Annotated in this window: 25 protein-coding genes and 1 pseudogene; 15 read left to right on the forward strand and 11 right to left on the reverse strand. The window is 73.0% G+C overall.

Translation table 11 applies throughout. The features are described 5' to 3' along the window. Positions 1–24 precede the first annotated feature (24 nt). From LUW87_RS12500 to LUW87_RS12515, 4 genes and pseudogenes are all read left to right on the forward strand, one after another. Complete coding sequence (locus tag LUW87_RS12500) at positions 25–828, forward strand: hypothetical protein (protein ID WP_232671506.1); 804 nt, start codon at positions 25–27, stop codon at positions 826–828. An 84-nt stretch (positions 829–912) separates the two neighbouring features. Beyond that, positions 913–2,343 (forward strand): DNA repair protein RadA, encoded by a 1,431-nt coding sequence (gene radA, locus LUW87_RS12505; RefSeq protein WP_232671507.1) that lies wholly within the window; start codon positions 913–915, stop codon positions 2,341–2,343. Between the two features lie 36 nt (positions 2,344–2,379). Further along, positions 2,380–3,440, forward strand: a pseudogene (gene disA, locus LUW87_RS12510) (DNA integrity scanning diadenylate cyclase DisA). Between the two features lie 55 nt (positions 3,441–3,495). Next, positions 3,496–4,149, forward strand: a complete 654-nt coding sequence (locus LUW87_RS12515) for a dienelactone hydrolase family protein (RefSeq protein ID WP_232671509.1) — start codon at positions 3,496–3,498, stop codon at positions 4,147–4,149. 43 nt (positions 4,150–4,192) lie between these two features. Here the strand turns inward: LUW87_RS12515 and LUW87_RS12520 are convergent, their stop codons facing one another. Continuing rightward, entirely contained in the window at positions 4,193–5,128 is a 936-nt protein-coding gene (locus tag LUW87_RS12520) for a zinc-dependent alcohol dehydrogenase (RefSeq protein WP_232671510.1), read from the reverse strand. Between the two features lie 24 nt (positions 5,129–5,152). Next, a complete protein-coding gene (locus tag LUW87_RS12525; RefSeq protein ID WP_232671511.1) occupies positions 5,153–6,211 on the reverse strand; it encodes a zinc-dependent alcohol dehydrogenase in 1,059 nt (352 codons plus the stop codon). Between the two features lie 99 nt (positions 6,212–6,310). Here LUW87_RS12525 and LUW87_RS12530 point away from each other — a divergent pair, with 99 nt between their 5' ends. After that, complete coding sequence (locus LUW87_RS12530) at positions 6,311–6,883, forward strand: TetR-like C-terminal domain-containing protein (protein ID WP_232671512.1); 573 nt, start codon at positions 6,311–6,313, stop codon at positions 6,881–6,883. Positions 6,884–6,914: 31 nt separating this feature from the next. Here the strand turns inward: LUW87_RS12530 and LUW87_RS12535 are convergent, their stop codons facing one another. Then, positions 6,915–7,508 carry a class I SAM-dependent methyltransferase gene (locus tag LUW87_RS12535; RefSeq protein WP_232671513.1) on the reverse strand — a complete coding sequence of 198 codons (594 nt, stop codon included), beginning with the start codon at positions 7,506–7,508 and terminating at the stop codon, positions 6,915–6,917. Positions 7,509–7,605: 97 nt separating this feature from the next. After that, on the reverse strand, positions 7,606–9,303 hold the full coding sequence (locus LUW87_RS12540) for a hypothetical protein (protein WP_232671514.1): 1,698 nt from the start codon (positions 9,301–9,303) through the stop codon (positions 7,606–7,608). Positions 9,304–9,392: 89 nt separating this feature from the next. Between LUW87_RS12540 and LUW87_RS12545 the strand changes: the two genes are divergently transcribed. Continuing rightward, positions 9,393–9,866 (forward strand): MarR family winged helix-turn-helix transcriptional regulator, encoded by a 474-nt coding sequence (locus LUW87_RS12545; protein ID WP_232671515.1) that lies wholly within the window; start codon positions 9,393–9,395, stop codon positions 9,864–9,866. Between the two features lie 95 nt (positions 9,867–9,961). Here the strand turns inward: LUW87_RS12545 and LUW87_RS12550 are convergent, their stop codons facing one another. From LUW87_RS12550 to LUW87_RS12570, 5 genes are read right to left on the reverse strand one after another with little or no spacing between them, the layout of a single operon-like run. Further along, positions 9,962–10,750: an acyl-CoA thioesterase gene (locus LUW87_RS12550; protein ID WP_232671516.1), complete on the reverse strand. Its 789-nt coding sequence runs from the start codon at positions 10,748–10,750 to the stop codon at positions 9,962–9,964. 49 nt (positions 10,751–10,799) lie between these two features. Beyond that, the gene (locus tag LUW87_RS12555) at positions 10,800–11,060 is read right to left on the reverse strand and encodes a NifU family protein (RefSeq protein WP_232671517.1); all 261 of its coding nucleotides are present in this window, start codon (positions 11,058–11,060) and stop codon (positions 10,800–10,802) included. After that, positions 11,057–11,869, reverse strand: a complete 813-nt coding sequence (locus LUW87_RS12560) for an SDR family NAD(P)-dependent oxidoreductase (protein WP_232671518.1) — start codon at positions 11,867–11,869, stop codon at positions 11,057–11,059. Before LUW87_RS12560 ends, LUW87_RS12555 begins: the two co-directional genes overlap by 4 nt. Further along, entirely contained in the window at positions 11,866–12,417 is a 552-nt protein-coding gene (locus LUW87_RS12565) for a UGSC family (seleno)protein (protein ID WP_232671519.1), read from the reverse strand. Before LUW87_RS12565 ends, LUW87_RS12560 begins: the two co-directional genes overlap by 4 nt. A gap of 3 nt (positions 12,418–12,420) precedes the next feature. Further along, positions 12,421–13,485, reverse strand: coding sequence for a hypothetical protein (locus LUW87_RS12570; protein ID WP_232671520.1), 1,065 nt, complete (start codon positions 13,483–13,485; stop codon positions 12,421–12,423). A gap of 72 nt (positions 13,486–13,557) precedes the next feature. Between LUW87_RS12570 and LUW87_RS12575 the strand changes: the two genes are divergently transcribed. Next, complete coding sequence (locus LUW87_RS12575) at positions 13,558–14,436, forward strand: amidohydrolase family protein (RefSeq protein WP_232671521.1); 879 nt, start codon at positions 13,558–13,560, stop codon at positions 14,434–14,436. Between the two features lie 10 nt (positions 14,437–14,446). On the opposite strand, the gene LUW87_RS12580 is transcribed toward LUW87_RS12575, so the two are convergent. Then, a complete protein-coding gene (locus tag LUW87_RS12580) occupies positions 14,447–14,935 on the reverse strand; it encodes a nitroreductase/quinone reductase family protein (RefSeq protein WP_232671522.1) in 489 nt (162 codons plus the stop codon). Between the two features lie 134 nt (positions 14,936–15,069). On the opposite strand from LUW87_RS12580, the gene LUW87_RS12585 reads away from it, so the two are divergent. The 3 genes from LUW87_RS12585 to LUW87_RS12595 are packed head-to-tail and all read left to right on the forward strand — an operon-like array spanning position 15,070 to position 17,914. Further along, a complete protein-coding gene (locus LUW87_RS12585) occupies positions 15,070–16,119 on the forward strand; it encodes a TIGR03617 family F420-dependent LLM class oxidoreductase (protein WP_232671523.1) in 1,050 nt (349 codons plus the stop codon). Beyond that, positions 16,116–16,988, forward strand: a complete 873-nt coding sequence (locus LUW87_RS12590; protein ID WP_232671524.1) for an enoyl-CoA hydratase/isomerase family protein — start codon at positions 16,116–16,118, stop codon at positions 16,986–16,988. Before LUW87_RS12585 ends, LUW87_RS12590 begins: the two co-directional genes overlap by 4 nt. Continuing rightward, positions 16,985–17,914, forward strand: a complete 930-nt coding sequence (locus LUW87_RS12595; protein WP_346742543.1) for an SDR family NAD(P)-dependent oxidoreductase — start codon at positions 16,985–16,987, stop codon at positions 17,912–17,914. Before LUW87_RS12590 ends, LUW87_RS12595 begins: the two co-directional genes overlap by 4 nt. Positions 17,915–17,966: 52 nt before the next feature. On the opposite strand, the gene LUW87_RS12600 is transcribed toward LUW87_RS12595, so the two are convergent. Beyond that, positions 17,967–18,626 carry a Crp/Fnr family transcriptional regulator gene (locus LUW87_RS12600; protein ID WP_232671525.1) on the reverse strand — a complete coding sequence of 220 codons (660 nt, stop codon included), beginning with the start codon at positions 18,624–18,626 and terminating at the stop codon, positions 17,967–17,969. 132 nt (positions 18,627–18,758) lie between these two features. Here LUW87_RS12600 and LUW87_RS12605 point away from each other — a divergent pair, with 132 nt between their 5' ends. The 5 genes from LUW87_RS12605 (at position 18,759) to LUW87_RS12625 (ending at position 22,133) form a co-directional block, all read left to right on the forward strand. Then, positions 18,759–19,238 carry a CarD family transcriptional regulator gene (locus LUW87_RS12605; RefSeq protein WP_232671526.1) on the forward strand — a complete coding sequence of 160 codons (480 nt, stop codon included), beginning with the start codon at positions 18,759–18,761 and terminating at the stop codon, positions 19,236–19,238. 80 nt (positions 19,239–19,318) lie between these two features. Then, positions 19,319–20,002: a 2-C-methyl-D-erythritol 4-phosphate cytidylyltransferase gene (gene ispD / locus LUW87_RS12610; protein ID WP_346742544.1), complete on the forward strand. Its 684-nt coding sequence runs from the start codon at positions 19,319–19,321 to the stop codon at positions 20,000–20,002. 9 nt (positions 20,003–20,011) lie between these two features. Then, positions 20,012–20,500, forward strand: coding sequence for a 2-C-methyl-D-erythritol 2,4-cyclodiphosphate synthase (ispF, locus tag LUW87_RS12615; protein WP_232671528.1), 489 nt, complete (start codon positions 20,012–20,014; stop codon positions 20,498–20,500). Next, complete coding sequence (gene rlmB, locus LUW87_RS12620; RefSeq protein WP_232671529.1) at positions 20,497–21,540, forward strand: 23S rRNA (guanosine(2251)-2'-O)-methyltransferase RlmB; 1,044 nt, start codon at positions 20,497–20,499, stop codon at positions 21,538–21,540. Before ispF ends, rlmB begins: the two co-directional genes overlap by 4 nt. After that, positions 21,537–22,133, forward strand: coding sequence for a hypothetical protein (locus LUW87_RS12625; protein WP_232671530.1), 597 nt, complete (start codon positions 21,537–21,539; stop codon positions 22,131–22,133). Before rlmB ends, LUW87_RS12625 begins: the two co-directional genes overlap by 4 nt. The last annotated feature ends 22 nt before the right edge of the window (positions 22,134–22,155 follow it).

The raw sequence follows: 22,155 nt of genomic DNA on the forward strand, positions 1-22,155 counted from the left end.
CCAGCGGCGGTAGCGTCCGGCGTCGTGTCGACGCCGGACCCTCTCGCCTCCCATCGCAGCACCCGACGACCGTCGCCGATCACCTCGGCGGCGGTCGTCGTCGTTCTCGCCCTCCTCCTGCTCGCCGGCTGCCAGCTGCAGGTGGACACCACCATCACGATCGAGGCCGACGGCTCGGGCACCGTCACCCAGGCGGTGGGGCTCGACGACGCCGCGCTCGCCCGCATCGGCGACCTCGAGCAGCAGCTCGCCGTCGACGACCTCGTCGCTGCCGGCTGGACCGTCGACGAACCGGTGCGCGAGGGAGAGCTCACCTGGGTGCGGGCGCACCGCGAGGTCGACGACACCACCGAGTTGGCCGTCGTCGTCAGCGAGCTCAACGGACCGGACGGGCCCTTCCGCGACATCGCCACCGGGCAGTCCGACACCTTCCTCGACCGTACGACCGAGTTCATCGCCACCTACGACCTCACCGGGGGGCCGGGGTTGTTCGCCGACCCGGACCTGGCCGCGGTCGGGGGGAACCCGTGGGGCACCCTCCTGGCCCGGATCGAGGCGGAGGAGGGCCGCCCCGTCACCGAGATGGTCGACTTCTCGGTGACCGTCGAGCTCCCCGGTGGCTACGCCGAGACGTGGACCCCGAGCTTCGCCGACCCCGCGCCCACCGAGATCTCGGCCCGTCAGAGCGAGAGCAAGGTGGGGGAGCGCCTGGTGCAGGCCCTGGTCGTGCTGTTGGTGCTGGTGACGGCCGTGGCCCTGCGGGTGGCCTGGGTGGCCCGGCGCCGTCGGACCCGCCGGATGATGGCGGGCCGCCACTACCGCCGCTGAGCACGTCGCTCCGGGTGCCCGGATGATCGGGGGTGGGCCACGGCCGGCACCGGTGCTGTCGCACGCGGTGCGTAGGGTCGGTGCATGGCCAAGGCTCGATCGGTGTTCCGCTGTCAGGACTGCGGAGGCACCGCGCCCAAGTGGGTGGGCCGCTGCCCCACGTGCGAGGCGTGGAACACCCTCGTCGAGGAGCGCGTCGTGCCCGCCGCCGGCGGCGCCGACGCGGGCACCCTGTCCCCGCCGGCGGTGCCCCTGCCCATCTCCGAGGTCGACGTCGACCAGTGGGTGGTGCGCCCCACCGGGGTGGGCGAGCTCGACCGGGTGCTCGGCGGTGGGCTGGTACCGGGGTCGGTCACCCTCCTCGGCGGCGAGCCCGGCATCGGCAAGTCCACCCTGCTGTTGCAGGCCATGGCGGCGGTGGCCGCCGGCGGCACCACCGTCTTGTACGTCTCGGCCGAGGAGTCCACCCAGCAGGTCCGCATGCGGGCCGAGCGGCTGGGCACCCTCACGCCGTCGTTGTACCTGGCCTCGGAGACGGCCCTGCCCCACATCATCGGCTTCCTCGACGAGCTGTCGCCGGAGCTGCTCGTCGTCGACTCCATCCAGACCGTCTTCGACCCGGAGCTCGGTTCGGCCCCCGGCTCGGTGGGCCAGGTCCGCGAGTGCGCCGCCCGGTTGGTCGGCGAGGCCAAGCGGCGGGGGCTGGCCACCGTGCTCGTCGGCCACGTCACCAAGGAGGGCGGGTTGGCCGGGCCCCGGGTGCTCGAGCACGTGGTCGACACCGTCCTGGCCTTCGAGGGCGAGCGCCACCACGCCCTGCGCCTGCTGCGGGCGGTCAAGCACCGCTTCGGGCCCACCGACCAGTTGGGCCTGTTCGAGATGACCGGCGACGGCATGGTCGGCGTGCCCGATCCCAGCCGGCTCTTCCTGGCCGACCGGCGCCAGGGCGTCTCGGGGTCGGTGGTCGTGCCCACCATCGAAGGGCACCGGCCATTGCTGGTCGAGCTGCAGGCCCTCGTCACGCCGTCGTCGCTGCCCAGCCCGCGTCGCTCCGCCCAGGGCGTCGACAACGGTCGCCTCTCGCTGCTGATCGCCGTGCTGGCCGAGCGCAGCGGGCTGCGCCTGGCCGAGTTCGACGTCTACGCCCTCGCCGTCGGGGGCGTGAAGGTCGTCGAGCCCGGAGCCGATCTCGGCCTGGCCCTGGCGTTGGCCTCGGCTCTCACCGGCGAAGCCGTCCCGGCCGGGCTGGTGGTGTGCGGCGAGGTCGGTCTCGGTGGCGAGCTGCGCCAGGTCTCCCAGAGCGACCGGCGACTGGCCGAGGCCGCCCGTCTCGGCTTCCACCGGGCGATCGTGCCCCGGTTGGCCCCCGACGGCGATGGGTCCATCGAGCTCGTGCGCGTCGAGACCCTCGCCGAGGCGGTGGCCGCGGCCGGGCTCCTGCCCGCCGGCGGGTCCTCTCCGTCCCCGTCGGTCCCCGCCGGGAGGTCCGTGCCCTCACCGGACGAGCCGTTCTGAACGGGAACTAGACTCCGCGGATGCCCCGGCGACGCAGTGAGGCGATGCTCGACGCCCTCGGTGCCGTCGCGCCGGGGAAGCCGCTGCGTGAGGGCCTCGACCGCATCCTGCAGTCGGGCATGGGTGCTCTGATCGTCGTGGCCGACGGTCCCGAGGTGCTCAACATCTGCTCGGGCGGGTTCCTGCTCGACGCCGCGTTCAGCCCGCAGCGCCTCTCGGAGCTGGCCAAGATGGACGGCGCCATCGTGTTGGCCCCCGATGCCAGCCGGATCGCCCGGGCCAACGTCCACCTGGTCCCGAACCCCAACGTGCCCACGTCCGAGACCGGCACCCGTCACCGCACCGCCGAGCGGGTGGCGCGGTCCATCAACGTGCCGGTGATCTCGGTGTCCGAGGACATGTCGATCATCGCCGTGTACGTGGCCGACACCAAGCAGCAGCTGGTGCCCATCCCCCGGCTGCTCGACCGGGCCAACCAGGCCCTGCGCACCCTCGAGCGCTACAAGGACCGTCTGGTCGAGGTGTCGGCCAACCTGTCGGCGCTCGAGGTCGAGGACCTCGTCACCCTGCGCGACGTGGTCATGTTGTTGCAGCGCACCGAGATGGTGCTGCGCATCGCCGAGGAGATCGAAGGCGACATCGTCGAGCTCGGGGCCGACGGTCGCCTGGTGCGCCTCCAGCTCGAGGAGGTCCTCGCCGGCGTCGACGACGAGCGCCGCCTGGTGGTGCTCGACTACCTCCACGAGGAGAACGACTGGCACCTCGAACAGGCCATGGAGGGGCTGGCCCGTCTCGACACCGAGATGCTGCTCGACATGAAGGCCGTGGCCGAGGTCCTGCACCTGCCCGACGGCGCCGCGGTCGACCTCGACGATCCGGTGCAGCCCAAGGGGCACCGCATGCTGGCCCGCATCCCCCGCCTGCCCGACTCGGTCATCGAGGCCATCGTCGATCGCTTCGGCACCCTGGCCACCATCATGCGGGCCACCATCGCCGACCTCGAAGGGGTCGACGGCGTCGGCGACCACCGGGCCAAGGCCATCAAGGACGGATTGTCCCGCCTGGCCGAGGCCAGCATCCTCGATCACTACAGCTGAGGCCTCGGGGTCGCGCACTGCGCCCCGAGCGGCGCGTCGGTGCCAGGATCGGGGGATGCGCATCACACTGCCCTCCGGCACCGCGGCCGCCCTCGCCCGCCCCGACGGGGCCGAGCGAGGCCTCGTGGTCATCCCCGACATCATGGGCCTGCGCCCGCTCTTCGACGACATGGTCGATCGCCTGGCCGCCGACACCGGCTGGGCGGTGTGCGCCGCGGAACCCTTCGCCGGCCACGAGGACTGGACCATCGAGCAGCGCATGGGCGGCGGGGTGGCCGACGTGGGCGACGAACGGGTGCTCGGCGACGTGGTCGCCGCCGCCGAGGCCACCGGCTGCGACACGGTCGGGGTCATCGGCTTCTGCATGGGCGGCATGTTCACCTTCAAGGCCGCGGCCACGGGTCGGTTCCACCGCGCCGTCGGCTTCTACGGGATGATCCGCCTGCCCGAGCCGTGGCGAGGGCCGTCGCTGGCCGAGCCGCTCGACGCCCTGGCCTCTCCCGAGCGCTGCCCGACCATGGCCGTCATCGGCACGGTCGATCCGTACACCCCGCCACAGGACGTGGCCGACGCCGAGGCCCTCGGCGTGCACGTGGTGCGCTACGAAGGCGCCGACCACGGGTTCGTGCACGACCCCAGCCGACCGGCGCACCGGGCCGACGACGCGGCCGACGCCTGGCAGCGCACCCTGGAGTTCCTGGGCACCTGACCCGGTCCCATCCGACCCGCCCCCGTCGTAGGGGTGGGCCTGGTCAGGGTTGGAGGACGACCTTGATGGCGCCGGCGGCCCGATCGGCCGCGGTGCGGAAGGCCTCGGCGGCCTCGTCGAGCCCGAAGCGATGGGTGATGACGGTGTCGGCGATCTCGGGGTCGCGGGCGAGGAGCTCGGCCGCCTCGTCCACCTCGCGTCGGCCGTGGTGGTCGCCGTAGGCCATGGCCCCCACCCACGACAGCTCCTTGACCAGCGTGACGGCGCCGGGCGCGGGTAGCAGCCCGTGGTACACGCCGAGCAGCACGATGCGGGCTCCCGGTGTGGCCAGCTCTGCGCCGCGGGCCAGGCCGGACTCGCTGCCGGCGGCGTCGATCACGATGTCGTACGACCCCGAGGGGGAGCCCGCTCCGAGGCGCTCGCCCGCGTGGCGCTGGTGGGGATGGCGGGACTCGAGGTCGACCTCGGCGCCCAGGTGGCGCAGGGCGGCGACGGCCAGCAGCCCGATCGATCCACCGCCCACGACGACCACCCGCTGACCGGGCTGCGTCTCGGCGCGCACGGCCCCGTGCCACGCCACGGCCGTGGGCTCGACGAGGCAGGCATCGGACACGTCGAGTCCTGGGGGCAACGGGACCAAGGCGGAGCGGCGGACGCGGGCCTGGTCGGCCAGGCCGCCGTCGACGAAGATCCCGAGGTTGGCGTGGTCGCCCACGCAGCGCTGGCGATGGCCCGCCGCACACTGCCCGCAGCTCCCGCAGGGCATCAGGGGTTCGACGGCGTGGGGCACGCCGTCGACGAGGCCGGCGAACTCGTGGCCCAGGGTGAAGCCTCCGAAGCCGAGGGTGACGAAGCCGAGGTCGGTGCCGCAGATGCTCGACGTCGCGACGTCGACGACGACGTGGTCGTCGTCGGGGCCGTCGGGTGCGGGCACGTCGACGACGCGGGCCTGGTTGTCCTCGATGCGAACGGCGCGCACGGCGATCTCTCCTCGGTGGGGTTGCTACCGGTTGGCGTGGACGAGGGTGACCCGGACCGCGTCGCGATCGGGGTCGCGGCGCTCGAGCAGGGCGATGGCCTCGGGGATCTCGTCGAGGCCGACGGTGACGCCGGCCATGGTCTCGGCGTGGGCCGTTCCGTCGCGCAGCATCTCGACGGCGGTGGCCATGGACGCCGGCGTGAAGCCCGAGCCGCCGAACAGCGTGAGGCTCTTGGTGACGATGTGGTCGGTGACCAGGTCCGGGACCGGTCGGAAGTGCTTGAGGCCGGCCAGCAGGATCCGTCCGCCGTAGCGGACCAGCTCGACCGCCTGGGGAACGGTGGCGGTGGCGGTGGTCACGTCGAACACCACGTCGGCGCCCCAGCCCTTCGTGAGGTCCCTCACCGCCTGGCCGACGTCGTCGCGGTCGACCATCAAGGTGGCGGTGGCGCCCATGGCCTCGGCCGCCCGCAGGCGCAGACCGTCCGACGAGGTGCCGGTGACGACCACCCGGTCGGCCCCCGCGGCCAGCGCGGCGGCCACCACGGCGAGGCCCTGGTGGCCCGGCCCCTGCACGACCACGGTCTCGCCCGGGTGCACGCCGACCCGCTCCACCCAGTTCACCGCGTTGGCCAGGGGCTCGAAGACGGTGAGGGCGGCGGCCGGCCCGTCGGACGGCAGCCGATGCAGGCGGGTGCCGGCGAAGAGCTGCATGTACTCGCCGTAGCCGCCCCACAGCCCGGGCTCGCCGGCGCCGGTCATGTCGCTGTAGCCGTAGACCCGCAGGGGACCACCCGGGAGGATCTCGTCGACCCCGACCCGGTCGCCGACGGCCACGCCGAGGTCGGCGTCGGGGGCCAGCTCCACGACTCGGCCGACGGTCTCGTGCCCTGGCACCACCGGGAAGGCGCTGGCCCCGGGGACCAGCTCGACGCCGTGGAACTGGGCGGCGTCGCTGCCGCACAGCCCCACCGCCTCGACCGCCAGCACCGCCCCGCCGGGCGGGGGTCCGGGCACGGCGAACTCCCGGATCTCGACGGTGCCGTCACCCGGGAACACCGCTGCTCGACAGGTCTGCGTCATGGATCCCCCTCGGAGAGGCCGCCCCGGCGTTCGCCGGTCGGGCGAGCTCGGCCGACCGAGTCGAACGGTATCAGGGCAGGGACTGGTACCGTTCGGCTGATGGCCGCACCCGTGGGAGTGGATCGTGACACGGTCGTGGCGGCGGCAGCGGCCCTGGTCAGCGAAGCCGGGCGGGTGGACGCGGTGAGCCTGCGCCAGGTGGCCGAACGGGTGGGGGTGCGCACCCAGAGCCTGTACGCCCACGTCGACGGGCTCGACGACCTGCGCCGGGCCCTCGCCGTGGTCGGCCTCGTACGGCTGGGCGACGCCCTCACCGATGCGGCCATCGGGCGTTCCGGCCCCGAGGCGGTCGAGGCGATCGTGCGGGCCTACGTGCGCTTCGCCCTCGACGAGCCCGGGCTCTACGACGCGACCCTGGTGGTGCCCGGCGACGACGTCGAGGTGGCGGCGACGATGACCGCGGTCGGTCGTCCCCTCAACCTGGTGTTCCGGTCCTACGGCTATGACGAGGCCGACGCCCTGCACTGGTACCGCATCGTCTTCGCCGCCGTGCACGGCTACGCCCTCATGCGCCGCGACGGCCTGTTCACCATGCCCGCCGACCCCGACGAGACCCTCGACCGCATGATCGCCGTGTTCGTGCGGGAGCTCGAGGCCACGGCGCCGGTCTAGGAACCACCGCTGGCGTGTCGGGTGGGGCGGGTCAGGGGCGCTCCAGCTCCAGGCGACGGGCGGTGAGCCCGGGGGCCAGGTCCTCGTCGTGGTGGCGACGGACGTGGAAGCCGTCGACGAGGGCGTCGACGACATGGGGGCGCAGGGGCCACGGCGGGCCCGACGGCTCCTCGGGGTCGGCCACGGTGATGGCCACGGCCATCAGCAACCCGCCGGGGGCCACCGTGCGGTGGATGGCCTCGACGGCGGCGACCTGTTGTTCCGGCGCGATGGACTGCACGGTGAAGACCTCGACCACCAGGTCGAAGGCGGCGTGCCAGTCCGCGGGGAGGGCGAAGAGGTCGGCCACCTGCCAGTCGACATCGGCCTCGGGGTGGCGACGGCGGGCCCACGCCACCGCCGACGGGGCGGCGTCGAAGGCCACGACCTCGAGGCCGTGCTCGGCCAGGGCGGCCGCGTCGTCGCCCAGCCCCGAGGCCACGACCAGGGCCCGACGATGGTGGTCGGGCTCGAGGTCCGCCAACCACTCCTCGACCAGGCGGCGGGAGATGGCGTGCTGCCACGGGACGGCGGCGTCGTCGCCCTCGGCGCGGGCGTAGACGGACTCGAAGAAGTCGTCGGCCATCGCTCAGGCCGTCGGCCGTGATGGTGCGCCAGGCAGGCCGGTGTCGGTGTCGGTCATCGTCCGGTCCCCCTCGTGGCGGCTGGCGGTGGTGGCGCCATCATCGCGGTTCGTAGCGCACGATGCCGAAGGCGGTCGTGTGCATCACCCGGCCCTGTTCGTCGAGGTTCAGGCCCGAGAAGAGGGTGTTGTAGCGGTTGGAGCCCGTGACCCAGTGGAAGACCGACTCACCTGTCGACCAGTCGAGGCCTTCCAGGGTCCACGCACCGTCGCGGGCGCCGACGGTGTAGAGGGTGTCGGAACCGGTGGAGACCAGGGGCACGGCGTTGGCCGACGAGACCTCCCGGTTGACCCAGGCGGTGTCGAGGCGATCGGCGGTGGGATCCCACGCCAGCTTCTGCAGGCCCTTGGGGGTGAAGTCGGGGTCGGCCCCGGCGTAGCCGGCGAGGATGCGGGTGGCGGCCGGCGGGAAGCCATCGGGGATCGAGGAGGGGTCGTTGTTGACGACCAGCGCCCCGTACCCGCCGACGACCACCGACTGCTCGGTCTGCACGGCGGTGCGGGTGGGGTCGCCGATGTCGGCTCGGACCTGCCCGGCGATGCGCTCGCTCGGTGCGCCCTCGGGGGGCGTCCAGCCGGCCGGGATCTCGTCGCGCCACATCAGCACCACGTTCATCACGTCCTCGCCGTCGGTGAACACCACGAACCGGTCGGCGTCGGGGCCGAAGCCCATGAGCGACGGGGTGGCCCCCGACCCGTTGCCCGAGCCGTTGCGGTAGGGGGCCGTCCACGCCCCGTCGGCCGGGTCGGTGGACAGCGACGAGCCGTCCCAGACCACCTTGTGGGCGTGGTCGAGGGAGAGGGCGTAGATCCCGCCGTCGTCATCGACGGCCACGCTGTTGCGCACCCAGTCCGCTTGCCCGGCTCGGCGGCCCTCGGCCCCCATCTGCTCGTTGTGGGCCGGCGCGGCCTCGCCCCCGGGGAGTCGTACCGCCTGGTGGGAGGAGAAGTCGCGAGCCGCGACGACGATCCACCCTTCGTCGGTGATCATCACCAGGTGGCCGTCGAAGGTGAGGTTGGCGCCGGCGAAGGACCCGGTCACCTCGGCGGGCCGGGCGAAGGTGGCGGCCAGCTCGATGGGAGAGGCCGGGTCGTCGGGGTCGACGTCTCGATAGGCGAGGATCGACTCGGCACCGCCGACGAAGAGGGTGTTGTCCCGGTCGAGCAGGTAGTACACACCGCTCAAGCCGGTGAGGTACTGCGCAGCCAGGCCGATGCCGGCATCCGCGAGGGCTCGTCCCTCGAGGCCGTCGAGCTCGGCGATGTGGGCGTCGGCCATCTCCGAGGTGACGGGCTCCTTGTCCGGCAAGGGCAGCTCGGCGAGCACCTCGAGGGTCTCGGCGTCGAGCTTGGAGATCCGATCGCCGCCGTTGCTCCAGATCACCCGACGTCCGTCGGGATAGGTGGGGGAGATGGCCAGGCCGAAGTGGGCCGGTCCGAGGTGGGTGTAGGTGAGCTCGTCGGGTGAGAGGGTGGCCGTGGGGCCGGTGGGGCCGGCGACGGTCATCGAGTCGGTCTGGGCGCTGTCGAAGTGGCCGATGGGCACGACGGAGTCGGCCAGGAACGGGTTGACCGGGGGATCGCCGGCAGCGGTCGTGGTGGAGGGTTCGACTGCGGGCTCGGACGCGTCGGTCGGCGACGTGCTGTCGCCGCTGTCGGAGCAGGCTCCGGCGGTCAGGGCCAGCACGGCGAGCAGCGCCGTGGCCCGCCGTCGGGTGGCGGTGGATCGAGCGGTCATGGGCCCCTTCCGGCTCGGCTCCCCCGAGCCGGTGCCTTTCCAACTACCTTTCTAGCAAGATAGTGTCGGGACGTCGACACTGGAGGGACATGGCCCACCCGCCGGAGCTCACCACGCTCACCTTGTTGCTCGCTCGTGCCAGCCGGCTGAACGAGGCGGTGATCGGCGACGTCTGCCGCCGCCACGCGGTCGCTCCGGCCGAGCTGCGCGTGCTGGGGGCGCTGCGGTTGTCGTCGGGGGGTGCGCCCATGCGCCCCACCGTGCTCGGCGGTCGGGTCGTGCAGACCTCCGGCGGGCTCACCGCCACCCTTCGCCGTCTGGAGGCCGCCGGTGCGGTGGAGCGGGTCGGCGACCCCGAGGACGGGCGCGTGCGGCTGGTGGCGCTCACCCCGGAGGGTGAGCAGCTCCACGACCGGCTGCTCGACGATCTCACCGCGCGCTACGCCGTGACCTTCGACGGTGACCTCGACGCCGATCTGGCGGCGGTCCGCCGCTTGCTCGACCGCCTCGAGGCGATGGGGGACGTCGCTTCGAGCGCCCACTGGGCCCCGCCCGAGGTCTGAGCGCTCGACGGCTCGAGTCGGGTCGGGCTCGGGGATCCCTCTCGTCGTCGGGCGCCCCAGGGCGCACCTCCCGGCGGGCGGATGTGTCTCGATCGTCAGGAGTGCACGTAGCGCATCTGACGGCTGGTGGAGAGCAGCTCGCCCTCGGGTGACCAGATCTCGGTGTCCTCGTCGACGAAGCCGCCGACCGAGGCCCGGGTGGTGAGCACCACCAGCACCGGGGTGGTGGCCGTGAGCTCGGCGCGGGGCAGCGACGAACGGGCGTGGTAGGTGAGGTCGACCGACTGGGCGATGGCCCCCACCGGCCACACGTGGTAGGCGACCGGCGGCCACAGGTCGGCCAGCAGGCCGAGGTAGCGGTGGTCGACGATCTCGGGGGTGCGAGGCAGCACCCAGCCACCGACACGGGCCTCTCCGCCCGCGAGCTCCTCGATGCGGGGGTACAGGTGGAACTTGTCGAAGGTGGGGACCGGGAACGGCGGCTCGGTGGGGGGCTCCTCCGCCCCGACGGGTGCGACCTCCGGCATCACCGCGGCGTGGAACTCCGCCACCGGGCGGCGGCGGGCGAACGACGCCAGCACCAGTCCGGCCGGCTTGCCGCCCGACCACAGCCGGGCGGTGGCGTTGGCCATGGTGCGACCGGTGCGCTCGACCGTGACCTCGGCCCGGAAGGGCCCGTCGACGAAGCGGCGCATGTAGTGCACCGTGCAGTGGTGCAGCTCCATGTCGTGGCCGAGCTCGGCGTCGACCGCGGTCTGGGCGAGGGCCATCACGTAGCCGCCGTGCAGCGCCTCCCACCCCCACCAGACCCTGGAGCAGTCTCGTTCGTAGATCCCGTCGCCGAGGGCGGTGAGCTGGCATTCGGTGTCGAGCAGTGCGGTCACCGTGGTTGCCTACCACGCCCCGGACAGGGCCTCGACGAGCGAGCGGCGATCAGCCGGTGCGAGGGTCGTCGATGGCGACGGCGGCCAGACCGGGCACCTGGGGCTGCATCAGCTGCAGGGCCACGTCCTGCAGCAGCGGCGTGGGGAGCACGCACTCGGCGCAGTTGGCGTCGACCAGCACCAGGCGGAGCTGGGCCACCTCACCCTCCAGGCCCACCAGCTCGATGTCGGCGCCGTCGGCCTGCAGGAGGCTGCGCACCGACTCGAGGGCGGTGGCCACGGCGGTCGTGTCGAGGCTGCTGGTGGTCACTGGGTGTCCTCCGGGCGTCGGTTGGGCGGGCGGGTGCGTGAGAGGTGGGCGCCGGCGTCGGCCAGGATCAGCTGACCGGTGATGCACCGGGCCAGGTCGCTCACCAGGAACACGGCCAGGCGCGCCAGCTCGTCGGGCTCGGTGAGGCGCCGCAAGGGGGTGGAGGCCACCAGGTCGGCCACGTGGTCGTCGTCGAAGGCCTCCCGGACCGTCTCGGTGAGCGTGGTCCCCGGCGCCATGGCCACCACCCGGATGCCGTCGGCTCCGAGCTCGACGGCCATGGTCTGGGTGAGGTGGTTGATGCCGGCCTTGGCCGCGGCGTAGGCGGCCATGAACGGTGCCGGCCGGGTGGTCTCGCCGGAGCTGACGTTGAGGATCACGCCCCCGCGCCCTGCCGCCACCATGGCCCGGGCCTCGGCGGCGCCGGCCAGGGCGGTGAGCACCAGGTTCTGGTCGAGCAGCCCGCGCCAGTGGTCGCCGTCGAGGGTGGTGAACGGCCCGGGGCGGTGCTCGCCGTACATGCCCACGTTGTTGACGGCGATGTCGAGCAGGCCGCCCAGGCCGCCGACGGCGTCGGCGACCATGCGGGCGAGGGCGGTGTCGTCGCGGGCATCGGCCACGACGGCGAAGGCCCGGCCCCCCTCGGCGACGATGCGATCGACGGTGGCGTCGGCGTGGGCGGATCGCACGTCGTGGACGGCCACGTGGGCGCCGGCCCGGGCCAGCCACACCGCGATCTCGGCCCCGATGCCGGCCCCCGATCCGGTGACGAGCGCCGTGCGGTCGGTGAGGTCGATCTCGACGGTCACGAGGCTCCGGCGCCGGTGAACAGTGCGATGAGCCGGTCGGTGGCCGCCTCGGCCCACGCCGTGAGCGTGGCGGCGTCGGTGCCGCCGATGGGGTGGGGGAGCACCAGCAGCCGGGTGTCGGGGAGCCCGAAGCTCGACGACAGGGTGCGGGCCACGGTCTCGAAGTGGGTGGTGGTGGCCACCACCGCCGGGCGCCCGACCTTCTCGAACTCGATCGCATCGGTGACCGAGTAGGCGGTGCAGCTGCCGCAGTCGGCGGCGCCGGTGATGACCAGGTCGGCCTCGGCCACCACCGTGGCGAAGATGTCGGGGTCGCAGGGCACCGCCGCGTTGGCCGACTCGCCCCGGGGGCCCTTCTTGGTGATCACCGACACGGTGGCCCCGGTGCGCCGGGCCAGCGCCTCGGCGGCCGCGGTCATGACCACATCGGCATTGGGCTTGCCGTTGTCGAGCACGGCGACACGCAGGCCGGCCAGCGTGGGCGGCGACGGAGCCAGGGCCACGGACTCCGGGCCCGGTTCGGAGTCGGGGAGGTAGACGAGGGTCATGGCTCAACCTTCCACGGGGAGGGTGACGCTGCGGGTGACGCCCCACGACGGCACGACGAGCGAGTGCTTGCCGGGTCCGCCGACCACGACGACCCGGATGTTGTCGGCGTCACCGGTCATGGGCATCAGGTGGTCGTCGTCGCTGACGATGTGCATCCACTGCTGCCAGGCCCGCTCGGCGAAGTGGCGCTTGAGCACCCCCAGGGGCAGGCGGGCGTGGTCGAACAGGTACGACGAGACGTCGCCCCGGGTGAGCCCTCGATCGGCCAGGCTGCGGGCGTGCTCGGGGCCGAGGACGATGAAGTACTCGGCCTGGCTGATGGGGGCGTTGTTCTGGCCCAGGGAGGTCATGGCCGAGGCGATCTTGTCGAGGATGAGGGCCGGGTCGCCGGCGGCCTCGGCATCGTGGACGTTGTGGGGGCCCTCGCCGCAGTGCACGGTGACGGCGCTCGGGGCGTCGACGCCACGGCTGAGGGCGTAGGACTCCCACGGGCTCTCGGCGAGGTTCTCGGCCGCGCAGAACGTGTACTTCGCCGGCTGACCATGGGTGGCGGCGTCGCCGGAGCCGGGGAGGGCGCCGGCCACGTGGAGCATGGCCAGGCGGACCGCCCGACCGACGGTGGCGTTGGCCCGGTTGCCGGGCCCGAAGGCGCCCACCCCTGCGTGGAAGCCGGCGGCCTCGGCGATCCGGCCGTGCACCAGCACCATGGGGGCGACCGGGTGGGTGGTGGCGTTGACGCCGCGCAGGTTGACCTCGGGGCGGGCGAGGGCCCGCAGAGCGGTGAGCACCACCGGGAACGTCTCGGGGAGGCAGCCGGCCAGGACGGCGTTGATGGCCACCACCCGCCGAGTGACGATGCCGGCACGGGGCTGGAGGGTGAACAAGACCTCGTCGGGGTCGCCCTCGGCGGTGGCCAACATGGCGTCGACTCGCTCCGCGGCGGGGGGCACGACGGGGAGCCCGTCGCCCAGGCCCCGTTCGGCGAGCAGCTCGAGCATCGCCTCGGGGCCGTCGTCGGCGAGCTCGACCATCTCGGGCTGATAGGTGGTCCGACTGGTGACCGTCACGAGCTCCCCCTGAGTCGAATGCCATCAGACTCTAGACTGATGTGGGTCGGTCGACAAGGGAGGGGGACCAGCGTGGAGGACGAGGGCACTGCGACAGGTGGCCGGCCCACGCCAGCCGTGATCGATGCCCACACCCACGTGGCCTGCCCCGACACCGAGCGCTTCCCGACCCGACCCACCGGGGTGGGCAGCGACTGGTGGGCGCACGGCGGTGGTGCGGTCGAGGGGTTGGTGGCCGAGATGGACGCGGCGGGCGTGATTCGGGCGGTGGCGGTGCAGGCCGTGGGGGTCTACGGCCACGACTGCCGCTGCGCCGCCCACGCCGTGGCCGCCCACCCCGATCGCCTGGCCCTGGTGGCGTCGGTGGACATGGACGGCTCCGACCCCGCGCAGGCCCTGCACGACCTCGTGGGGGAATCCGGATCGGTGCGGCCGGCGGGCGTGCGTTGCTTCGGCGTCGGTGCCAAGGGCGCGACCTGGCTGGACGACGGCCGTGGTCACGAGGTGTGGGCGACGGCCGGCGATCTCGGCCTCACGGTGGTCCCCTGCGTGTTCTCACCGGCGCTCGACGCCGTGGCCGGCCTCTCTGCGGCCCACCCCGAGGTCCGGGTCGCGGTGGACCACTGCGGCTTCCCCGACCGTGAGGGCGCGGCCGGCTGGGCTGCTGTCCACCGGTTGGCCGAGGTGGGCTCGGTGGCGTTGAAGGTGTCGAGCTACGTGCTCGAGGCGGCCGAGCGCGACGACGGCGACCCGGCGCCGGTCGTCGACGACCTCGCCCGCCGGTTCGGGGCCCACCGCCTGTGCTGGGGTTCGGATCACCCGCAAGACCAGACCCGGTCCTATGCCGACAAGCTGGCCCTGGCTGCCCACGCCGTCCGCCGCCTCGACGGCGAGGCCGTCGCCTCGTTCTTCCACCACACCGCCGCCCGCCTCTGGTGGGGCCGGCCCTGAGGTCGATGGCTCAGCTGATCTCGACGAGGTTCTCGAAGCGGACCAGGGGGAGCTCGCGGTCGGTGCGGGACTGGTAGTCGCGGTAGTACTCGCGGTCGGTGGTGAGCAGGTCCCAGATGCGCTGGCGCTCCTCGCCCTCGAGCACCACGGCGTCGCATTCGTACAGCCCGCCGCGCACCCGGATCTTCACCTTCGGGTTGGCGGTGCGGTCGGCCAGGTTGAGGTACCAGGCGGGGTGCTCGGGGGCGCCGGAGAACGAGCCCACCACGACGCGGCGACCCTCGGGGTCGTACCAGAAGGGCAACGTGACCTTGTGCTCGTTGCCCGACTTGCGGCCGATGGTGTGCAGGATCACGTGGTCCATGCCGGCGATGATCCACGCCTCCTCGGCGTCGGTCGTCTCGAGGAAAGCGGTGTGCTGTCGGGAGATGCCGGGGATCTCGTCGCGGCTCGGCTCGTCGAACGCCTCGTTCTTCTGGCTGGCAGGCACGTCGCTCATGGGCGCGCACTGTAGGCGACCGACCCGCATCGGTTCCCGACCAGCTCGGCCGGGAGAACGTTGACCTGATGAACTAGAACGGGCACAGACGAGCCGGGCTGCGCGAACGCGTCCGGAGTGGGGAGCACGACGTGATGAAGGTCGATCTGGGAGTGGCGCTGAGCGGACCCGTCGGGGTGGCCGACCAGGCCCGGGAGCTCACCGAGCTCGGCGCCGACGGCCTGTTCACCTTCGAGAACGCCCACGACGTGTTCTTCCCGCTGGTGCTGGCCAGCCAGGCCGTCGACGCCGACCTGATGACCAACGTGGCCATGGCCTTCCCTCGCAGCCCCCTGCACCTGGCCTACGGCGCCAACGACCTGCAGCTGCTCACCGAGGGTCGGTTCCGTCTCGGCCTGGGTTCGCAGATCAAGCCCCACATCGAGAAGCGCTACGGCTCGCGCTGGGGCAAGCCCGTCGCCCAGATGCGCGAGTGGGTGCAGGCGCTGAACATGATGTTCGACCACTTCGAGGGCAAGGGCCCGTTCGACTTCCAGGGCGAGTACACCCGCCACACGCTCATGACTCCGAACTTCAACCCCGGGCCCAACCCTCACGGTCGTCCGCCGGTGCTGGTCGGGGCCCTCGGGCCCAAGATGTGCGAGATGACCGCCGAGGTGGCCGACGGCATCCTGGTCATGCCCTTCAACAGCGCCCGGCACATGAACGAGCGCACCGTGCCGGCCCTGCAGTCCGGCCTGCGCAAGGCGGGGCGCACCGGCGAGGAGCTCGAGGTGATCGCCGAGGTCATCGTGGCCACCGGCCGCGACGACGCCGAGCTGGCCGCGGCCGCCGCCGGCGTGCGCTACCTCCTCGGCTTCTACGGCTCGACCCCGTCCTACAAGCCGGTCCTCGACGTGGAGGGTTGGGGCGAGTACCAGCCCCGGCTCAACGGCCTGTCCAAGCAGGGCGACTGGCAGGGCATGGCCGACCTCATCACCGACGACATGGTGTCCACCATCTCGGTGTTCGGCACCCCGAAGCAGGTCGCGGCGGAGATCCTCGACCGCTTCGGGCCCCACGCCTCGCGGGTGTGCTGCTACTTCCCCGGCTACGACATCGACCCGGAGACCATGGCCGAGCTCCTCCGCGCCATCAAGGACGGCTCGGCCGCCCGCGACGACCTGGGCGGCGTACGGGCATGAGCGCGGCGGACGAGGTCGGTTCGCAGCGCATCGACCTCGGCACCGACGACCTCCTGCTCGATCTGCGCGACGACGGCGTGGCCGTGGCCACCCTCAACCGCCCCGACACCCGCAACGCCTTCAGCGGGGCCATGGGCTCGGCGCTGGCCGAGGTCTACCGTCGAGCCGACACCGACGACGCCATCCGGGTGGTCGTGCTCACCGGCACCCCGCCCGCCTTCTGCGCCGGCGCCGACTTCTCGTCGGGCAGCGACGTGTTCGAGCGCAGCGACACCCCCACCGAGTTCAGCGCCAACCCCGTGCACCCCACCGCCTGGCAGATCCGCAAGCCGGTCATCGCCGCGGTGAACGGCCACGCCATCGGCCTCGGCCTCACCCTCACCCTGCACTGCGACATGCGGTTCATGGCGCTCGACGCCAAGTACGGCATCGTGCAGGTGCGGCGCGGCGTGATGCCCGACGCCATGAGCCACTGGACGCTGCCGCGCATCGCCGGCATGGCCAACGCCGCCGACATCCTGCTCACCGGGCGCACCTTCACGGGAGCCGAGGCCCAGTCCCTCGGTGTGGCCAACAGGGTCCTGCCCAACGACGAGGTGCTCCCCGCTGCTCTCGAGGTGGCCCACGACATGGCGGTCAACACCGCGCCGGTGTCGGTGGCCGTGGCCAAGCGCCTGCTGTGGGGCTCGTTCGGTCTCGACCCCGGCCAGGTCGAGCGGGCCGAGACCGAGCTGCACCTGCACATCATGGGCGAGCCCGACGCCCGCGAGGGGGTCAACGCCTTCCTCGAACGGCGCGACCCCGAATGGACCATGACCGTCAACGACAACTGGCCGGCCGCCTGGCCCGGCCCGGAGGACGTGCTGTGAGCGAGCAGACCACCCCCCGCACCACCGACGACGTCCTGGCGGGCGTCGACCTCTCCGGTCGCACCGCCCTGGTCACCGGCGCCACCACCGGGCTCGGCTTCGAGACGGCCCGCGCCCTCGCCGCCGCCGGCGCCCACGTGGTGATGACCGCCCGCACCGCCGAGAAGGGCGCCGACGCCGTGGCCCGCCTGCGCGAGCGGGTGCCCGAGGCGTCGGTCGAGGCCGGCGTCGTCGAGCTCGGCTCCCTGGCCAGCGTGCGGGCCTTCACCGACGAGCTCAGCGGGCGCATCGACGAGCTCCACCTGCTGGTGGCCAACGCCGGGATCATGATGCCGCCTCTCGGTCGCACCGAGGAGGGCTTCGAGCTGCAGTTCGGCACCAACCACCTCGGCCACTTCCTGTTGGTGAGCCGGCTCATGCCCGCGCTGTTGGCCGGTGCCCCCTCACGCGTCGTGGTCCTCAGCTCCGGCGGGCACCAGGCCTCCGGCGTCGACCTCGAGGACCCCAACTACGAGCATCGGCCCTACGCCAAGATGGAGGCGTACGGGCAGTCCAAGACGGCCAACGTGCTCTTCGCCCTCGAGCTCGATCGGCGCTACGCCGACCGAGGCGTGCACGCCTGGTCGGTGCACCCGGGGATGGTCCGCACCGACCTCGGTCGCAACTTCACCAAGGACGACTACGCCGAGATGGCCGGTCGGGCCAAGTCGGCCGGCACCTCCCTGCCCCCGCTGTACGAGGTGGAGCAAGGGGCGTCCACCAGCGTGTGGGCGGCCACGGCCCCGGAGCTCGACGACCAGGGTGGCGCCTACCTGGCCGACTGCGCGGTGGCCCCCGCCGCCGCGCACGCCACCGACCCGGAGGTGGCCGCGAAGCTGTGGTCGCTCTCCGAGGAGCTGGTGGGCGAGGCGTTCCCGACGTCGTGACGTCTCGGTGGCGCCCGAACCGGCCGGCCGAGGTGGGCCGCCGGTTCTGGCGTCAGCGCGCCCGGCGGGTGAGCTGCTCGCGGTTGGTGATGCGGTAGCGGCGCTCGGCCTGGTCGATCCACCCCAGGCGCACGAAGCTGGCGATGGCCTTGTTCACCCGCTCGCGGGAGGCGCCCACCATGCCGGCGAGCTCTTCCTGGGTGATCGGCAGCGAGAACTCGTCGGCCTCACCGGCCAGCTCGAGCAGGCGCTTGGCCGTGCGCCCGGTGACATCGAGGAACACCGAGTCGGCCAACTGGTTGTCGGTGTTGCGCAGACGGCCGGCCAGCAGCTCCACCACGTTCCACAGCAGCTCGGGGCGCTTTTCGTAGATGGAGCGCAGCGGCTCGTAGGGGATGGCGGTGACCGCGGAGGGCTCGAGGGCCCGAGCCTCGGCCGAGCGGAGCATGCGGTCGAACAGCGGCATCTCGCCGAAGAGGTCGCCCCTCTCCATGAGCGCCACCACGGACTCGCGCCCGTCGTCGGACTTGTTGGCGATGGCGATGCGGCCGGACTCGACGACGAAGAGCTCGGTGGCCTCGTGGTTCTCGGTGAAGATCACGTCGCCCCGGTTGAGGGCGCGGGTCTGCGCCGCCGCCACCAGGTCGTCGAGGGCGGCGCCCTCGAAACCCTTGAAGAACTCCACATCGCTCAACAGCCGAGGTTCCACCACGAGCGGCGATCCTACCCGGACGCTCGGTGGCGTGCGCGGCGACCGTCCCGGCCACCGGACCTCGCCCGTAGGGGCCGCGACGGCGAACTAGCCTCGACGAGCCAGGACCCGGGACGATGCGCAGGGAGCAGCATGCCGTTCGACGTCGGTGACAAGGTCGTCTACCCGCACCACGGTGCGGCGGTGATCGAGCGCAAGGAGTCCAAGGAGGCGTTCGGCGAGCAGCGGGAGTACTTCGTGCTGCGCCTCGCCTACGGCGAGCTGACCCTGATGGTCCCGGTCGACAACACCGACGAGGTCGGCCTGCGCGAGGTCATCACCGCGGAGGAGGTCGAGGAGGTCTACGACGTCCTGCGCAAGAAGGACGCGCGCATGCCCACCAACTGGTCGCGACGCTTCAAGAACCACGTCGAGAAGCTCAAGTCCGGCGACGTGTACCAGGTGGCCGAAGTGGTGCGGAACCTCACCCTGCGCGACAACGACAAGGGGCTCTCCGCCGGCGAGAAGCGCATGTTGGCCAAGGCCCGCCAGATCCTCGTGTCGGAGCTCACCTTCGCGCTCGAGCTCACCGAAGAAGAGGCCGAGGCCCAGCTCGACGGAGTCCTCACCTGACCGCCTCCCCGACCGGCGCCGCCGGAGACAGCTCGGCTGCGTCCGACGAGGGCCCGCTCGACGGGCCGGTCTGGGCCATCGTGCTCGGGGCGGGCCAGGGCCGTCGCTTCGGGGGCACGGTGCCCAAGCAGTACGAGCGCCTGGGACGCGAACGGGTCATCGACCGCTCGCTGTCCACCGCCCGGGCGGTGGCCGACCACGTGGTGGTGGTGCTGGCCCGTGGCGACGACGACGAGGGCGTGGCGCTGGTGGACGCCGGCGTCGCCGACGTCGCCGTCCCCGGCGGCGCCGAGCGAGCCGACTCCGTGCGCGCCGGCCTGTCCGTGGTGGACGCCGACGCGGCCGTCGTGGTGGTCCACGACGCCGCCCGGCCGCTGGCGTCCCCGGCGCTGTACCGCTCGGTCGTCGACGCGGTGCGCTCCGGCGCCGACGCCGCCATCCCCGCCGTCGCCGTCACCGACACCATCAAGCGGGTCCATCCGGCGCCGGTCGAGATGGGCGCGGCCGTCGAAGGTCTCGACGTGGTGGCCGAGACGCTCGATCGCGACGAGTTGGTGGCGGTGCAGACGCCGCAGGCGTTCCGGGCGGCGATCCTGCGACGGGCCCACGCCGATGCGGGCGCCGCCACCGACGACGCCGGCCTCGTGGAGGCGGCCGGAGGATCGGTGGTGGTGGTGCCGGGTGAGGGCACGAACCTGAAGATCACCGGTCGCCACGACCTGGTCGTGGCGGCGGCGCTGCTCGACCTGCTCGGCGAAACGTAGCCTGAGGTCATGACCGTTCGCGTCGGGCAGGGCTTCGACATCCATGCCTTCTCCGACGATCCCGGGCGGCCGTTGGTGCTCGGTGGCGTGCACTTCGAGGGCGAGCGAGGCCTCACCGGCCACAGCGACGCCGATGCGGTCGCCCACGCCTGCGCCGACGCCCTGCTCGGCGCCGCCGGCCTGGGGGACATCGGTCAGCACTTCCCCGACACCGACCCGCAGTGGGCCGGGGCCGACAGCGTCGGGTTGTTGGCCGAGGTGGCCGCTCGGGTGCGCGCCGCCGGGTGGGAACCGGGCAACGTCGACTGTGCCGTGATCTGTGAGCGCCCGAAGCTGGCGCCGAGGAGGGACGAGATGCAACGCACGCTCACCGAGGCGGTCGGCGCCCCCGTCACCGTCAAGGGCAACCGGGCCGAGGGCCTCGGCGCCATCGGGCGCGTCGAGGGCCTGGCGTGCGTCGCCGTCGCCGTCGTCACCGCGTCGGGGTCGGGATCGTGACCCCGCCTCGCGGCTCGGGCAAGGGCAAGGGCGGTGCCGGCAAGGGCGGACGAGGCGGTCCTCCCGGTCGCGGCGCTCCGGCCGGGCGGGGCGCCAAGGGCGCGGGACCGGCCAAGAAGGCGGCCAAGCCCCTGTCGCCGGCGGCCAAGAAGGCGGTGGAGGCCAAGCGGACCAAGCACGCGGCGGCGTCGGTGCGCAAGGCCGACCGCCCCGGAGGCGGCCCCCGGCGGGTGGCGTCGGGCCCGCGCGAGCCGGGCCGCCGGGGACCGAAGAACGACGGGATCGGCGGCGACCAGGTCGAGGGCCGTCAGGCCGTGCGGGAGCTGCTCCTGGCCGGCTCCCGACGCATCCGCGAGATCTACGTCGCCGAGGACCAGGACGACAACGAGGTCCTGGGCGACATCGTGGAGCTGGCCCTCGACCTCAAGGTGCCGGTGCGCGAGGTCACTCGCACTCGTCTCTTCGCCGAGGCCCGCACCGACGCCCCCCAGGGGGTGGTGGCCAAGGCCCAGGCGCTGAAGGAGTGGGACGTCGACGACCTGGCCCGCCGGCCGAGCCCGTCAGGGGCTCCGCCGTTCCTGCTGGCCGTCGACGGCGTGACCGATCCGGGGAACCTCGGGGCGCTGCTGCGCTCGGCGGAGTGCGCCGGGGTGACCGGCGTCGTCCTGCCCCGGCACCGGGCCGTGCACGTCACCCCCACCGTCACCAAGGCCGCCGCCGGAGCCGTCGAACACCTCCCCATGGCGCTGGTGGGCGGCCTCCCCAACGCCCTGCGCGGGCTGCGCGACGCCGGGGTGTGGGTCATCGGCCTCGATGCCGGCGGCGACACCGACCTGTTCGACCTCGAGGTCGCCGACCAGGCCGTCTGCCTGGTGCTCGGCGCCGAGGGCAAGGGCCTCTCCCGGCTGGTGCGCGAACGGTGCGACGCGGTGGCCGGCATCCCGCTGTTGGGCCAGCTGGCATCGCTCAACGTGGCCGCGGCCGGCGCCCTGGCCTGCTACGAGGTCACCCGCCGGCGGCTGGCATCGCCCCGCCCGTGACCGGGCGCCGCTCAGCACGGTCGGCGGCGGCGCTGGGGGTGCTGGCCCTGGTGGTCGTCGGGTGCAGCGACAGCGGGAGCGACGAGGACGGTCCCGCACTTCCCGCCACGGCGACGACCCTGGTGCCCTCGAGCACCGGTGATCGCTGCGACGACCCCACCGACGATCTCGACGCTCCCGGGGTGCCCGACGACGTGCGGGCCTCGCTCTCGGGCATCGACCTGGTGGGCGCATCGGCCGTCGTGGAGGGCGACGAGCTCCTCGTCCGCTTCGACGTCGCTGGTCCCCTCGCCGAGGTGGCCGACCCCACCTTCGTGGTGGCCCAGGGCGATCCGCTCGAGTCGCTCAGCTTCGAGCTGCGCCTCACCCGCACCGACGGCGACTGGTCGTCGACGCTGGTCACCTGGCCCTCGGGTCGCGAGCAACGCCAGGAGGCCGGGCTGGAGATCGAGGCCGAGGACACGGCGATCGCCACGTCCCTTCCGCTCTCGGCCCTGCCGCCGATCGCCTTGTCGCTCCAGTTCGGCGCGGCCGCGGAGCTGCCCGACGGCACGATCGTCATCGACGACTGCAGCAGCCTCGGCGGTTCCTGACCCGGCCCGGCCCGTTCATGGA

Source organism: Rhabdothermincola salaria, assembly GCF_021246445.1.
GTDB lineage: Bacteria > Actinomycetota > Acidimicrobiia > Acidimicrobiales > Acidimicrobilacustridaceae > Rhabdothermincola_A > Rhabdothermincola_A salaria.

Excerpts from the sequence above, each read along its gene's own strand:
- LUW87_RS12585 (WP_232671523.1), top strand. The coding sequence starts at position 15,070 with ATGAAGGTCGATCTGGGAGTGGCGCTGAGCGGACCCGTCGGGGTGGCC.
- LUW87_RS12605 (WP_232671526.1), top strand. The coding sequence starts at position 18,759 with ATGCCGTTCGACGTCGGTGACAAGGTCGTCTACCCGCACCACGGTGCG.
- LUW87_RS12530 (WP_232671512.1), top strand. The coding sequence starts at position 6,311 with ATGGCCGCACCCGTGGGAGTGGATCGTGACACGGTCGTGGCGGCGGCA.
- radA (WP_232671507.1), top strand. The coding sequence starts at position 913 with ATGGCCAAGGCTCGATCGGTGTTCCGCTGTCAGGACTGCGGAGGCACC.
- LUW87_RS12525 (WP_232671511.1), bottom strand. The coding sequence starts at position 6,211 with ATGACGCAGACCTGTCGAGCAGCGGTGTTCCCGGGTGACGGCACCGTC.
- LUW87_RS12590 (WP_232671524.1), top strand. The coding sequence starts at position 16,116 with ATGAGCGCGGCGGACGAGGTCGGTTCGCAGCGCATCGACCTCGGCACC.
- LUW87_RS12535 (WP_232671513.1), bottom strand. The coding sequence starts at position 7,508 with ATGGCCGACGACTTCTTCGAGTCCGTCTACGCCCGCGCCGAGGGCGAC.
- LUW87_RS12565 (WP_232671519.1), bottom strand. The coding sequence starts at position 12,417 with ATGACCCTCGTCTACCTCCCCGACTCCGAACCGGGCCCGGAGTCCGTG.
- ispF (WP_232671528.1), top strand. The coding sequence starts at position 20,012 with ATGACCGTTCGCGTCGGGCAGGGCTTCGACATCCATGCCTTCTCCGAC.
- LUW87_RS12515 (WP_232671509.1), top strand. The coding sequence starts at position 3,496 with ATGCGCATCACACTGCCCTCCGGCACCGCGGCCGCCCTCGCCCGCCCC.
- LUW87_RS12540 (WP_232671514.1), bottom strand. The coding sequence starts at position 9,303 with ATGACCGCTCGATCCACCGCCACCCGACGGCGGGCCACGGCGCTGCTC.
- LUW87_RS12580 (WP_232671522.1), bottom strand. The coding sequence starts at position 14,935 with ATGAGCGACGTGCCTGCCAGCCAGAAGAACGAGGCGTTCGACGAGCCG.
- LUW87_RS12545 (WP_232671515.1), top strand. The coding sequence starts at position 9,393 with ATGGCCCACCCGCCGGAGCTCACCACGCTCACCTTGTTGCTCGCTCGT.